This is a genomic window from Leuconostoc sp. JNUCC 76 (assembly GCF_053667755.1).
Genome location: NZ_CM132206.1, coordinates 744,974 through 758,134 on the forward strand (window position 1 = coordinate 744,974; position 13,161 = coordinate 758,134).

The window sequence follows — 13,161 nt, forward strand, 5'->3', positions numbered from 1 at the left end:
GCACGTATTCTCCTAATTATTTTTTGTAATTTGTAAACCAGTATAATCTGGTTCTAGTAATAATAGTTTTCCTGGTAAAGCCATGTTTGTCAGCGTTTTTAATAACTTAGTTGCATTGTCTTTTGATACGAGGGTAATAACAGTTGGACCCGCCCCAGAAAGATAAGTGCCGACAATTTCTAGTTTATGGGCTGTATCGCGAATAATTTTTAGGTGTGGTGCTAAATGAGCACGAGCCTGTTCATGAAATTGGTCCTTTTCAATTAAAACGCGAGCTGTATTAAAATCACCGGCGTTCAATGCTGCGGTTAAAGTATTACTGATAGCGCTAGCAGCAACACTATCTTTAAATGTCATCTCAGCAGGCAGTGCATTACGTGCTTCAGTTGTGAGCAGTTCGTAATTTGGAATGAAGGTAATGAAATTAATGTCTTTTGGCAAATTTAATGGTGCATGGTAGACTTGATCACCATCATAAAAGGCTGCTACGCTCCCGCCAAGTAAGGCTGGAGCAACATTATCTGGATGACCTTCTAAAGCCGTCGCTTGCTTCAATAAAGCATCATTGCTCAATCGTAGATCGGCCAGAATGTTGGCCATGGCTAGACCGGCTAACAGTGCAGAAGATGATGAACCCAGTCCGCGTGCAAGTGGAATATCAGATTTTACAACGATACGATGAGGTGTCAAGTTTGGGGTTAATAACAGTGCTGTTTTGACGATGAAATTGTTAACATCACTGGGCATATTTGCACCGTAATCATGAATCACTTGCCATTCAGAGGTTTCTTCATACACTTCTAAGGTTAAATATAGTTTTAAGGCCACACCAAGAGAATCAAAGCCAGGGCCAATATTGGCGCTAGTAGCTGGAACAGTTATTTTAATCATGAGAAAATTTTATACTCCGCTGCTAAATTAATGCCATCAGCATTTCGGATTGTTGTACGAATAACATTGAGCTGCGCATCAGAGGCAGCGTGTGTCAGAGCAACTAATCGAGCAAAACCATTTTTTGCTGGGGTCTGCTTTAAATCAGTAAAACTTATTTTTGCGGATGCAAACATGCCAGTTACGGAATACATTGCTCCAGGCGTGTCAGCTACTTCTACAACAATAAAACGTCTTGCCACGCGCTGTGAAGGTTTAGCTAGATCTAGGTCTTGGTTAAAAGTATTAAATGGTCTTCCTGGAGTATTTAGCGCTAGATTGGTAGCGACATTTGTTAAATCACTTAATACCGAATTAGCAGTAGGCATTTCACCAGCGCCCGGCCCGTATAACATCACTTCACCAACTGACTCACCATTAACTAAAACGGCATTGTTTTCATTGTTAACGGTCGCTAAGGGATGATTGAATGGTACAAGGTGTGGAGCGACTTCAATGCTAAGTGCATCACCAACACGTTGAGCCACACCAAGCAATTTGATTGCGTAGCCAAAACCATGGGCATCATTGATATCTGAATCTGTTAGGTTGGCAATGCCAGTAATAGTTACGTCATCCATAACAGGTTGCACACCAAATGAAAAGTTAGATAAAATAATTAGCTTATATGCTGCGTCAAAGCCTTCCACGTCATTTGTGGGGTCGGATTCAGCAAAACCTTTTTCTTGAGCTAATTTAAGGGCTTCTGCGTACGTTAAACCATTTGTAGCCATTTGCGTTAGAATAAAGTTACTTGTGCCGTTAATGATACCAGCGACACGTGAAATCTCATCTGCCGTAAAACTGCTTGAAAGCGTACGCAAGATAGGCACGCCACCAGCAACGGCAGCTTCATAATACAAATCAACACCATTCTGGTTAGCTAATTCAGCTAACTCTTGTCCACGACTTGCGATTAAATCCTTGTTTGCCGTGACAACATGTTTTTTTGCCATAAGTGCGCGTTTGATAATATCGTATGCATAATCAATTCCACCCATGACTTCTACTACAATTTGTATTTCATCGTTACTTAAAATATCCTCAGGATTATCAGTAATTGGAAAATCTTGCGTGAAACCTGTGCGCGGTTTATTAAGATTATGTACGACAGCGTGGCGTACGACCAAATGAGATCCCGTGCGTTGGGTAATTTGATTAGCGTTTTGTTGTAATATTTTTACGACACCACTTCCAACTGTGCCGAGACCAAAAAGACCGATGCCTATTTCCATGTGATATTCCCTTTATTTTTGAGTGTATTATATATCTTCTTCTTATGATTTTATCATTATAATATCTAAAAATAAACAAATTTGTTATAATTGGATAAATTATAAAAAAAAGGAATATATTCATTATGAATTATGTATCAACACGTGGAGAGGCCCCTGCGGTTACATCGAGTCAAGCAATCATAAATGGTATTGCTCCTGATGGTGGACTCTATGTTCCAGAAACATGGCCAAAATTAAAACTAGATTGGAAAAATCTAAGCCAACAAAGTTACCAAGAAATTGCAACACAAGTATTTGATGCTTTTTTTGATGATTTTACTGTTGAGGAAATTGACCATGTTATTTCAAAGTCATATGGTAATCAATGGGATTCCAAAAATATTGTAACGCTACACGATGAAAACAGTCTTCACTATATTGAGCTCTTTCACGGACCAACACTGGCATTTAAAGATGTTGCTTTGCAAGCCTTACCACATTTGCTCACAACAGCTGCTAAAAAACAATCTTTACAAGATAAAATTGTTATTTTAACAGCAACATCAGGTGACACTGGAACTGCAGCAATGAGTGGGTTTGCAAATGTTGAAAACACGGAAATCGTTGTTTTTTATCCAGAAGTAGGGGTCAGCGATATTCAGCGTCAACAAATGCAAACGGAAGAAGGACGTAATGCTCACGTTACTTCAATTACAGGTAATTTTGATGATGCGCAAAAAGCTGTAAAATCTATTCTGAGTGATGAATCTTTGATTAAAGAGCTCTCAGAAAAAGGCATGCGTTTTTCATCGGCTAATTCAATTAATATTGGTCGCTTGGTGCCGCAAATTGTCTATTACATATATTCCTACGCCCAGTTAGTGAAGAATGGTCAAGTAGAATCAGGTGAAGAAATTGATATTGTTGTTCCAACTGGTAATTTTGGAAATGTGTTAGCTTCTTATTATGCTAGCCAACTTGGTTTACCAGTACATCAATTCGTTGTTGCATCAGATGAAAACAATGTGTTAACAGATTTCTTTAATACTGGCGAATATAATCGTCACCGCGACTTTAAAGTAACAAATTCACCAGCGATGGACATTTTAGTATCTAGTAATTTAGAGCGGTTATTGTATTTTGCTAGTGAGCGTGATGGTGAAGAAGTCCGTAAATATATGACGTCTCTAGCGGTTAATGGTGAATACAAGTTAACTGAATCAACTCGAAACAATCTTCATAAATTCACTGCTAAATTTGCTACACAAAAGCAGGTCGTAGATACGATTCAGAGTGTATATGAAGATACAGGGTACTTGATCGATCCACATACTGCTGTTGCTAGGTTTGTTTATGAGTCTGATAATTTGCAAACGTTACTTGCAGCTACTGCTAGTCCATATAAGTTCCCTCAAACTGTTTTGTCAGCCTTAAATGAAATAACAGTTGGTGGTGCAAAAGATTTACAAAAATTGGCAGAGCAAACAAATACAAGTGTCCCAAAACAAGTTGCAACATTATTTGATAAAGATATTTTGCATACTAAAGTTATTGATCCTACAACAATTATGCAGTCTCTTAAAGACGAACTTTCATTGTGATTTGGTTGTTATTGTTTAGCATATTAATTTTTTTTGATTCAAATAGCGCTATTTTTAATGTATAATTAGGCTATACCAACCAAGGAGAATCAAATGTCATACAAAGAATTAGATCCTATCGTCTGGAGTGCTATTCAACAGGAAGGTGCACGCCAAAACCGCACAATCGAGCTGATTGCCTCTGAAAACTTTACATCAAGAGCTGTACGTGCTGCACAAGGTTCGGTTTTGACCAACAAATATGCAGAAGGCTATCCATATAAACGCTATTATGGTGGAACTGAATATGTTGATGTTATTGAACAAGTCGCAATCGATCGTTTGAAGGCACTTTTTGGTGCAGAATACGCTAACGTTCAACCACATTCTGGATCTCAAGCGAATGCTGCTGCCTATATGGCCTTTTTGAAGCCAGGTGATAAAATATTAGGTATGAGCCTTGACGCCGGTGGACATTTGACACACGGAGCTAAAGTGAGTTTTTCTGGTAAGGTTTATGAATCACATACTTATGGATTAGATTCTGAAACAGAAACGTTAGATTATGAAGCAATTGCCGAACAAGCTCGTGAAGTAAAGCCACAAATGATTGTGGCCGGTGCTTCTGCATATTCACGAATTATTGATTTTGATAAGTTCCGTGAGATTGCTGACGAAGTGGGTGCTTACTTAATGGTTGATATGGCCCACATTGCTGGCTTGGTTGCGGCTGGATTACATCCTAATCCAGTAGGAATTGCAGATGTTGTGACATCAACAACTCATAAAACGTTGCGTGGACCACGTGGTGGGGTTATTTTGTCACAAGAAAAATACGCTAAACAACTTAATTCAGCTATTTTCCCAGGTTCGCAGGGTGGTCCATTAGAACACGTTATCGCAGGTAAAGCAATTGCTTTTGGTGAGGCCTTGCAACCGGAATTCAAGGATTACGCAAAACAAGTTATTAAAAATGCACAAGCAATGGCAAAGGTGTTTAATGATGCTGATGACATTCGTGTTGTAGCTGGTGGGACAGATAACCATCTGTTTAATTTAGATCTAACCAAAACCGCTTTAAATGGAAAACAAACACAAGAATTGCTAGATACAGTTTCGATTACCACAAACAAAGAAGCTTTACCTAATGAACAATTGAGTCCATTTGTAACTTCAGGTATTCGTATTGGAACTGCAGCCATAACAACTCGTGGTTTTGATGAAGTTGATGCAAGTCGAGTGGCTGAATTAATTGTCACAGCAATTCACAACTATGATGACGAAAAAGTACTTAAGCAAGTGAAACGCGATGCTGAAGCATTAGCGATGATTCATTTGTTTGATTGATTTAAAAGCTGGCTATGCCGGCTTTTTTGGTAAAAAAATGTATACAAAAAAAGAATTAAGACAGCAACAAAAAGTGGCATTAATGACTGAACATGCTTCAAAACGTAAATTTGAAGAGAAAAAACTTTATGAATTACTTTTTAAAAAAACAGAGTGGCAGACAGCTCATACAATAGCAACTACACTTAGTACAGATTTTGAGTTAAATACGATGCCTATTATTGCTGAGGCTTGGGAGGAGAAAAAAAGAGTTGTAGTACCAAAAATTATTAATCATCAAATGGTATTTATGGAAATTGATCCGAAAACACGTTATCAAGTTGGAAAGTTAAGTATTAAAGAACCAATAAATGCTAGTTCTCGTCCTATTGAAGATATCGACTTAGTTCTCGTTCCTGGATTGGCTTTTACCAAAAAGGGTCAGCGATTAGGATTTGGAGCAGGCTATTATGATAAATTTTTGCAGCAGTACTCAGGGAAAACTATAAGCTTAGCGTTGACTACTCAGCTCGTTGATGATTTACCAATAGAAGTACATGATCAAGTAGTTCAAATGGTGATCAGTTTGTCGGAATGATAGCTTTTTATTCACTTAGTATCGTTGCATTGATCTCTACTTTTTGTTAACCTTTTATAAAAAGAGGTTGACAAAAAATGGAGATTTTTAATTTTGACGAAATAGTATCCAAATTTGGCACAAAAACAGCAGTTGTTTCGGCTAATCAAAATTATAGCTATAATGACTTATCAAAATATGCTCAAGAGTTGGTAAAACAATATTCTTTAAAAAAGAAATACATTGTATTAGTCGGAAATTCAAGTGTATTATTTATTTGTCAGTTTCTTGCTGTTCATTATGCCAAACGTATTCCAATAGTGATTAGTCAACATGACACAGATAAACTAGACAAAATACTCATTAATGTTACGAATCAATGGCAATTCATAACAGATGTTGTGCCTACTGATGACTCTTTAGAGCATTTTGAGGAAGATCTATTGTTTTGTGGTGCTACTTCCGGAACAACAGGACTTCCCAAAATGTATCAGAGAAATTGGCAATCTTGGCGAATAGGTTTTGAAATTTGTAATAAAATATATGAGCTAGAAGAATATCAAGGTATAACGACTACCAGCCCATTGACAACATCGTTAGGCATGCATACATTACTTCTTAGTTTATATTTTGGAAAAACATTCTATACTTTTGATAAAGCAGACATTATTAAACATAAAATGAAAACAATGCTTTTCACTGTGCCAACATATTTATCGCATGTGCCACAATTTAAACATGCTTTTCAAAATATTAATGGAATTGTGTCATGTGGCGGTGAATTAACTAATCAGATTATATTAAAATGGAAAGAAAAATGTGCTGAAGTGAAATTATATGAACTTTATGGTTCTTCAGAAACTAGCTTAGTCGCTTGGCAGCGAGTTGATGGTGGTAAAAATGATGCTTGTGTTGGTCAGTTATTTCCTAATGTTAGTGTCAATTTTACAAAAGAGAAAGCTTTAATGGTGAAGAGTCCCTATTTATTTAGTGGATATATTGGGGATGCTTTTCAAGGACCAGTCTTGATGGATGATGTTGGCACTATAAAAAACAATCAACTGTTTATTTATGCTCGAGAAAGCGATGTCATCAATCACGGTGGTAATAAGGTTTACCCGAGTGAAATTGAAGTAATCTTGCGAAAATATTTGAGTGATGTTGTTGTCTTCGGTGTTCCCGATGCTTCTTATGGTGAAAACATTATTGTGATGACAACAACAAATTTAATAAATATAGAAAAATTAAATAAAAATTTAGCTAATTTTCTTCCAAAATATAAAATACCATCAGAATATATTAGTGTTGAGCAAATTCCCGAAACAGCTAATCATAAAATTTCTAGAAAAGAGCTAGTGTCTTTATATGAAAAGGGTACATATCAATGAAAAAAATACTTCCTAAAGCAACGATTGTCAGCGCTAAAAGGTTACCAATTGGAAAAGTGAACGGCATCTATGCAAATAAAACACCGGAAGAGCTTTTTTCACAGTTGTTTAAAAAGCAAGTAAAGGTAATACCAGGATTTTCAATAAAAAGTATTGACCAAATTCTAGTAGGCAATGTCACTAATTTAGGTGGTAATTTAGCTAGAAGATGTGCTATTGCTTCGGAAATTCCACTCTCAAAACCAGCCTACACAATTGATTGTCAGTGTGCTTCTGGACTGATGGCTGTTATTTCAGGTGTTCAAAGTATTTTGAGTGGTGATGCGAAAATTGTTTTAGCTGGTGGCGTTGAAAGCACTTCTACGGCTAACATTGTATTAGATCGTCAAACAAATAAAATAATTAAAAGATTTCCAATGGTACCACAAGGTCAAATAGATTTAGATATGGGTATTATTGCAGAAAATATGAGTGAAAAGTATCATATTTCCAGAGTTAAGCAAGATGAATATGCCTACAAAAGTCAATTTAAGGCTAAAAAAGCTGATGAACAAGAAACAATAAATCAAGAAATCGTACCGTTTGGTTTTGGTAAAAAGTTAATCACTAAAGATCAATGTCCTCGTTTTAATACTTCTATCGATCAGCTTGCTGAACTTAAAGCTGCCTTTCGACAAAACGGTACAGTGACAGCAGGAAATAGTTGTCCAATAAATGATGGTGCAGCCACGGTTATTTTAAAGGAATATAATAAAATTGATGTTGCCCAAGGATACTATCTAGATCAAGCTACAGTGGGGGCTTTACCTGAAGAATTTATATTGGGCCCAGTATATGCTACTAAAAAGTTATTAAATAGGCATCACTTAACCATTTCCGATATTGCTGTCGTTGAGCTTAACGAGGCATTTGCAGTACAAGGGATTTTATGCTGTGAACAGCTTGGCATATCAGAGAAACAGCTTAATCCATTAGGGGGAGCATTGGCCTATGGTCATCCTTATGGTGCAACTGGTGCCATATTGGTGTCAAGGTTATTGAATAGTTTAAACCGAATTGAACGTCCTGCTTTGGGGCTTGTTACGTTGTGTGTAGCGGGTGGAATGGGTATGAGTGTTTTAATTGGAAACAAATATTGGCAGTGAAATTCATCTGATTAAATTATCACTTTTGTTAAAAATGTTGAGAAATACTTGCGATAGTTGACTTTTTTAAGATGTTTTCTTACAATACCAGTATAGTAGGTAAAGGGGAAATTATGCTTGACAAGACGATTTATAAACAGATTTTTAAAGCTAGTTTCGACGCCCCAATCGACGTTGAATTTTGGGATGGGGAAAAGGCAAGTTACGGTCAAGGTGACCCAATCGCCACAATCATTCTTCACGAAGTCATACCAATCAAAGACATTATGGCTCATGCATCACTTACTTTTGGTGAAGCTTACATGGATGGTAAAATTGAAATTAAGGGTAATCTGCAACAATTGGTTAAAATTGCTTATGATTCCAAGGAAAGTTTTTTGAATGGATCTAAGTTTTCTAAGCTTATTCCTAAACACTCACACTCGGAAAATAAAAGTAAGGCGGACGTACAGAGTCATTATGATATCGGTAATGATTTTTACAAAATGTGGTTGGATCCCACGATGACCTATTCTTGTGCTTACTTCGTTAGCGAAAAAGATACGCTTGAAGATGCACAATGGAACAAGGTACGCCATATTTTAAATAAACTTCATGCACAATCAGGTGAAACTTTATTAGATATTGGGTGTGGATGGGGAACCTTATTATTCACAGCGGCTAAAGAATACAACTTGGAAGCCACTGGTGTAACGCTTAGTCAACAACAATATGATTTTGTTTCTAATAAAATAAAAGAAGAAGGCCTAGAAGGTCGCGTTCATGTTTATCTAGAAGATTATCGAGAACTTAAAGATACTTATGACCATGTAACTTCTGTTGGTATGTTTGAACATGTCGGGAAAGAGAATTTAGGTGAATACTTTAAACAAGTAGACCATCTTTTGACAGAAAACGGAACAGCATTAATTCATGGTATCACTGGACAGCATAAAGGTGCAGGTGTTGATGCTTGGATCAATAAATACATTTTCCCAGGTGGTTATATCCCAAATATAGCTGAAAACGTTGAACACATTATAGATGCTTCCTTGCAGGTTGATGATATTGAACCATTACGTCGTCATTATCAAAAAACGCTGGAAATCTGGACAGATAATTTCCATAAAGTTGATGAGGAAGTTGTTTCAAAATATGGCGAACGTTTTTACAGAATGTGGGATTTATATTTGCAAGCTTGTGCGGCTTCCTTCGAATCAGGAAACATTGACGTTGTTCAATATTTGCTTACCAAGGGGCCTTCTGGTACAAATCTACCAATGACTCGCTCGTATATTTATCATGCTGATGTTGCTAGCGGTGTGAAATAGCGTGTAATCTCGTTAAATTAGTAAAAAGCAGTCAACTATGATTAGGAGTTGACTGCTTTTTTATTGATTAAAATTCTTGATAAACTGCAGGATCTTGATTATTTATCCTGCCATCTGGTTTTGCTAGATCGTTGATACGTTGCATATCAGATGAACTAATTTCAAAATCAAAAAGATCTAGGTTGCCTTTTTGTCTTGCGTAACTACTTGCTTTAGGTATAGGCAATACACCAAGAGATATTTCCCATTTCAACACGAGTTGACCAATATTCTTGTGGTATTTTTTAGCTAATTCAACTAAAACAGGGTCTTTCAAAAGGGCACTTGCACGACCTAATGGGCTCCAAGCCTGTGTTAAAATATTTTGAGTGTTATTGTATTCACGCAATTCCTGTTGATTGAAATAAGGATGCAATTCAATTTGGTTAACAACTGGTAATATGTTTGTTTCTTTTTTCAAACGTTCAATGTGTTCAGGTAGAAAATTGCAAACACCGATTGATTTAACAAGACCAAACTTTTGCGCCTGAATGAGTGTGTGCCAAGCTTCTAGATAATGATCATCAATCGGATTGGGCCAATGTAATAGGTACAAGTCAAAGTAATCTAACTTACTTCGATACAAGGATTCTTGAATTAGATCAATTGAGTCTTGATAACTACTGTAATACTTCCCTGGAAGCTTTGAGGTGATGATTAATTCATCTCGATTGACATGCGATTGTTGTATAGCTTGTCCAACAGTACCTTCGTTCTGGTAATTAAAGGCTGTGTCAAATAGACGATAACCAGCATTAATTGCTGATAAAATTGATTGTGTTCCTGCAAAGCCATTTAATTTATATGTGCCAAAACCAATTTCTGGTAAGTGTTGACCGTCGCTTAGTTCATGAAATGTCATAAATATAGACCTACTTTCTTAGTATTATAATCTTTATAGTAGGTCAAGACTCCAGGAGTTGCAAGAGAATGGTTTGTTCACTAGCAAACAAAAAAACATTATCTAAGTAATGATTTTAATTATTAGTATATTTTAATAATTAAAATGCCAATCAACATACCAATAACACCAATTATTTGATAGATAGAAATTGATTGCTGTTTTGATTGAAATAACCCAAATTGTTGAATAAGCATGGCGCCAATCATAACACCTAGTGTTGAAATACTAACCGTGAGACCTGGACCTAACGGTAGGATGAGAAGCGACATAAGGGTTACAAACACAGCACCAGCTAAACCAGCAAACCAAGTTTGTGACAGACGGATACCAATGCGCAAATTATGCCAATTGTTGTTTTTTAAAAAAACGAGCACGACCAATCCGATTATGAAGGCCCATAATGCACTGACAGTTGGGCTTTTGATGTAATGACCTAGCTGACCATTAAAGGTGGATTGCACAGTGCACAAAATACCAGCTCCAAAAGCCCAGAGACGATTTAGCATTTGTGATTTTGAATGCTCACTACTTGCCAATTCTATAGCTGAATGTCGAGCCGATAACACTACGGCAATATAAGTGCCAGCTAAAAGAATGATGATACCAATGATGCGAGTCACAGAAATCATAACAACCGTTGTATTAAACCATCCAAAGGTTTCAAAAAACATACCGGATAAAATTTGACCTAATGTTGGAAACATGACTGTTTCTACAGACCCAATTTTTGGGAAAAGAATAATACAACTTGTAATGAATACCAATCCGAAAAGGCCACCTGTTGTCATCCATATTGGTGCTGAAAAGATAAGCTCTATTTTTGAAAAGTCACCCAGAATAACAGTCAGAATGAACAATAAAAATGAACCAACTATATAGGCCATATAGCAAGCAACGAGGGGAGATTTGAGTAAAAAACTTAACTGCGCATTAACGGCATTTTGAGCGGCCAAAATTAAACCAGCTCCAATGGCAAGTGCAATATATATCATGTACATCAGTTTATCTCCACATGAGCTTGCTGTCGTTCTTTAATTTCTACTGTGTTATCGCCAATAATTATTCGATCACAAACATTTAAAAACAAACCGTGTTCGACAACGCCAACTTGGCTTTCAAGATATTCGGCGAGAGCATATGGATTGTTAATTGTGGTCATATGGCAATCAATAATGTAGTGACCAGCATCAGTGATAACGGGTTGGTTATTGCCGGGATGACGACGTAGCTTGGGAAATAAACCTTTATTGGCAAATTGTCGTAACAATTGACCGCTGCCGTAGGGGATAACCTCTACGGGCAACGGGAAAGAACCTAGCGTGTTGTGCACTTTACTGCGATCAACAATCCAGATATTTTCCTTTGAGTTTTTAGCCACTATTTTCTCCATTAGCAGGGCAGCCCCGCCACCTTTTATACCGTTAAGGTAGGAGTCGACTTCGTCTGCACCATCAACTGTAATGTCAATATGGTCAATGTCATCAATGTCGACAATTGGAATATTTAGTTCTGCGCATCGCTGACTAGTAATTGTTGAAGTGGTCACACCGATGATGTTATATTGAGAAGCAGCTAAAACATCTAGAAAATAAGAAACAGTTGAACCAGTTCCTAGTCCGACAATCATATCGGTCTGGATATAATTTAAAGCTGCGAGGGCTGCTTGTTTTTTTTGGAAATTTTTTTCATTCATGATACACCTCATTCCGCCATAGCCGCATTAGCAAGCAAACCAGCGTCAACTTCTTTTTTATTTGGAATAGAGGCTATTGCACCAGATCGGCTGACAGCTATTGAACTAGCAAGGCAACTACGTCGAATGACGCTTCGTAAATTCGACAAGTTTTCGTCAATATTAGCTGAAAAAGTACCAATGAATGTGTCACCAGCAGCAGTAGTATCAACGGCATTTACCTTGAAAATAGGTAAAATATCTGCCGATTCATTGACATGGTAGTAAACACCCTCACTACCAAGTGTAACCACTACGTTGGGAAAACCTACTTTATTTAATTTGGAAGTAAGTGCTGCTAACGATGATTGTTTTGTGGTTGGCTCAGTGTGAGCTAGGGCAGCAGCTTCAGTTTCGTTTGGTATGATTAAATCAGTAGATGAAATAATATTTGAATCAAGATTTGAAGTAATAGGTGCCGGATTTAATATAGTTAGTACGCCATTTTCCTTGGCGATATTAAATCCAGCAACAATGGCTTCAGTAGGGACTTCAAGCTGTGCTATGACTACATCAGCATTAGCAATTATATTGCGTGCTTTTTCCACATCGGCGCTGGTTAAATTCATATTCGCGCCACCATATACCATAATCGTGTTATGTCCATCTGGCTCCAACATTATAGTGGCAGACCCAGTAAACTGGCTCTTTGTAAAAATGTAATCCGTTGAAATCCCCTCATCACTTAATAGTTGTTTGAAGGCACGTCCACGGTCATCATCACCTACAGCACCAATCATTGTTACATCAGCTCCTTGACGAGCAGCTGCAACTGCCTGATTGGCACCTTTACCACCAAATGTACTTGCTTGATTGTTAACGGTGATGGTTTCTCCTTGGTTAGGTAATCTATCAATCATTTGAATAGTATCAATATTGAGACTACCGATAACAACAACCTTATTCTTCATAACGATTACTCCTTAAAATGTCAAAGTTGGTTAAACGTTTTACCAAATTAAGGGTTGATCACAGTGTACGTTATTTTAAAAATAATGTCAAGAAAAAACAAC

Annotated in this window: 12 protein-coding genes; 6 read left to right on the forward strand and 6 right to left on the reverse strand. The window is 37.1% G+C overall.

Annotation, left to right across the window (positions count from 1 at the left end; translation table 11 throughout):
• Positions 1 to 12: 12 nt before the first annotated feature.
• Both thrB and JNUCC76_RS03835 read right to left on the reverse strand, forming a co-directional pair.
• Positions 13 to 891: a homoserine kinase gene (gene thrB / locus JNUCC76_RS03830; protein ID WP_454155950.1), complete on the reverse strand. Its 879-nt coding sequence runs from the start codon at positions 889 to 891 to the stop codon at positions 13 to 15.
• Positions 888 to 2,165 (reverse strand): homoserine dehydrogenase, encoded by a 1,278-nt coding sequence (locus tag JNUCC76_RS03835; RefSeq protein ID WP_454155951.1) that lies wholly within the window; start codon positions 2,163 to 2,165, stop codon positions 888 to 890. The genes thrB and JNUCC76_RS03835 overlap by 4 nt, the downstream gene beginning before the upstream one ends.
• 125 nt (positions 2,166 to 2,290) lie before the next feature.
• Between JNUCC76_RS03835 and thrC the strand changes: the two genes are divergently transcribed.
• The 6 genes from thrC (at position 2,291) to JNUCC76_RS03865 (ending at position 9,473) form a co-directional block, all read left to right on the forward strand.
• Positions 2,291 to 3,748 (forward strand): threonine synthase, encoded by a 1,458-nt coding sequence (thrC, locus tag JNUCC76_RS03840; RefSeq protein ID WP_454155953.1) that lies wholly within the window; start codon positions 2,291 to 2,293, stop codon positions 3,746 to 3,748.
• A 93-nt stretch (positions 3,749 to 3,841) separates the two neighbouring features.
• The gene (gene glyA / locus JNUCC76_RS03845) at positions 3,842 to 5,074 is read left to right on the forward strand and encodes a serine hydroxymethyltransferase (RefSeq protein WP_454155954.1); all 1,233 of its coding nucleotides are present in this window, start codon (positions 3,842 to 3,844) and stop codon (positions 5,072 to 5,074) included.
• A 37-nt stretch (positions 5,075 to 5,111) separates the two neighbouring features.
• Positions 5,112 to 5,651 (forward strand): 5-formyltetrahydrofolate cyclo-ligase, encoded by a 540-nt coding sequence (locus JNUCC76_RS03850; protein WP_454156511.1) that lies wholly within the window; start codon positions 5,112 to 5,114, stop codon positions 5,649 to 5,651.
• Between the two features lie 77 nt (positions 5,652 to 5,728).
• Entirely contained in the window at positions 5,729 to 7,018 is a 1,290-nt protein-coding gene (locus tag JNUCC76_RS03855; protein ID WP_454155955.1) for an AMP-binding protein, read from the forward strand.
• Positions 7,015 to 8,163, forward strand: a complete 1,149-nt coding sequence (locus JNUCC76_RS03860; protein WP_454155956.1) for a thiolase family protein — start codon at positions 7,015 to 7,017, stop codon at positions 8,161 to 8,163. The genes JNUCC76_RS03855 and JNUCC76_RS03860 overlap by 4 nt, the downstream gene beginning before the upstream one ends.
• Before the next feature lie 113 nt (positions 8,164 to 8,276).
• The gene (locus JNUCC76_RS03865; RefSeq protein WP_454155958.1) at positions 8,277 to 9,473 is read left to right on the forward strand and encodes a class I SAM-dependent methyltransferase; all 1,197 of its coding nucleotides are present in this window, start codon (positions 8,277 to 8,279) and stop codon (positions 9,471 to 9,473) included.
• 67 nt (positions 9,474 to 9,540) lie between these two features.
• On the opposite strand, the gene JNUCC76_RS03870 is transcribed toward JNUCC76_RS03865, so the two are convergent.
• From JNUCC76_RS03870 to rbsK, 4 genes are all read right to left on the reverse strand, one after another.
• Positions 9,541 to 10,374 (reverse strand): aldo/keto reductase, encoded by an 834-nt coding sequence (locus tag JNUCC76_RS03870; protein WP_454155959.1) that lies wholly within the window; start codon positions 10,372 to 10,374, stop codon positions 9,541 to 9,543.
• A gap of 122 nt (positions 10,375 to 10,496) precedes the next feature.
• On the reverse strand, positions 10,497 to 11,414 hold the full coding sequence (locus tag JNUCC76_RS03875; RefSeq protein ID WP_454155961.1) for a DMT family transporter: 918 nt from the start codon (positions 11,412 to 11,414) through the stop codon (positions 10,497 to 10,499).
• The gene (rpiA, locus tag JNUCC76_RS03880) at positions 11,414 to 12,109 is read right to left on the reverse strand and encodes a ribose-5-phosphate isomerase RpiA (RefSeq protein ID WP_454155962.1); all 696 of its coding nucleotides are present in this window, start codon (positions 12,107 to 12,109) and stop codon (positions 11,414 to 11,416) included. The genes JNUCC76_RS03875 and rpiA overlap by 1 nt, the downstream gene beginning before the upstream one ends.
• Positions 12,110 to 12,117: 8 nt before the next feature.
• Positions 12,118 to 13,059 carry a ribokinase gene (rbsK, locus tag JNUCC76_RS03885; protein ID WP_454155963.1) on the reverse strand — a complete coding sequence of 314 codons (942 nt, stop codon included), beginning with the start codon at positions 13,057 to 13,059 and terminating at the stop codon, positions 12,118 to 12,120.
• Positions 13,060 to 13,161: the final 102 nt, after the last annotated feature.

Coding starts and splice junctions, on each gene's coding strand:
- thrB (WP_454155950.1), bottom strand. CDS start 891: ATGATTAAAATAACTGTTCCAGCTACTAGCGCCAATATTGGCCCTGGC.
- JNUCC76_RS03835 (WP_454155951.1), bottom strand. CDS start 2,165: ATGGAAATAGGCATCGGTCTTTTTGGTCTCGGCACAGTTGGAAGTGGT.
- thrC (WP_454155953.1), top strand. CDS start 2,291: ATGAATTATGTATCAACACGTGGAGAGGCCCCTGCGGTTACATCGAGT.
- glyA (WP_454155954.1), top strand. CDS start 3,842: ATGTCATACAAAGAATTAGATCCTATCGTCTGGAGTGCTATTCAACAG.
- JNUCC76_RS03850 (WP_454156511.1), top strand. CDS start 5,112: ATGTATACAAAAAAAGAATTAAGACAGCAACAAAAAGTGGCATTAATG.
- JNUCC76_RS03855 (WP_454155955.1), top strand. CDS start 5,729: ATGGAGATTTTTAATTTTGACGAAATAGTATCCAAATTTGGCACAAAA.
- JNUCC76_RS03860 (WP_454155956.1), top strand. CDS start 7,015: ATGAAAAAAATACTTCCTAAAGCAACGATTGTCAGCGCTAAAAGGTTA.
- JNUCC76_RS03865 (WP_454155958.1), top strand. CDS start 8,277: ATGCTTGACAAGACGATTTATAAACAGATTTTTAAAGCTAGTTTCGAC.
- JNUCC76_RS03870 (WP_454155959.1), bottom strand. CDS start 10,374: ATGACATTTCATGAACTAAGCGACGGTCAACACTTACCAGAAATTGGT.
- JNUCC76_RS03875 (WP_454155961.1), bottom strand. CDS start 11,414: ATGTACATGATATATATTGCACTTGCCATTGGAGCTGGTTTAATTTTG.
- rpiA (WP_454155962.1), bottom strand. CDS start 12,109: ATGAATGAAAAAAATTTCCAAAAAAAACAAGCAGCCCTCGCAGCTTTA.
- rbsK (WP_454155963.1), bottom strand. CDS start 13,059: ATGAAGAATAAGGTTGTTGTTATCGGTAGTCTCAATATTGATACTATT.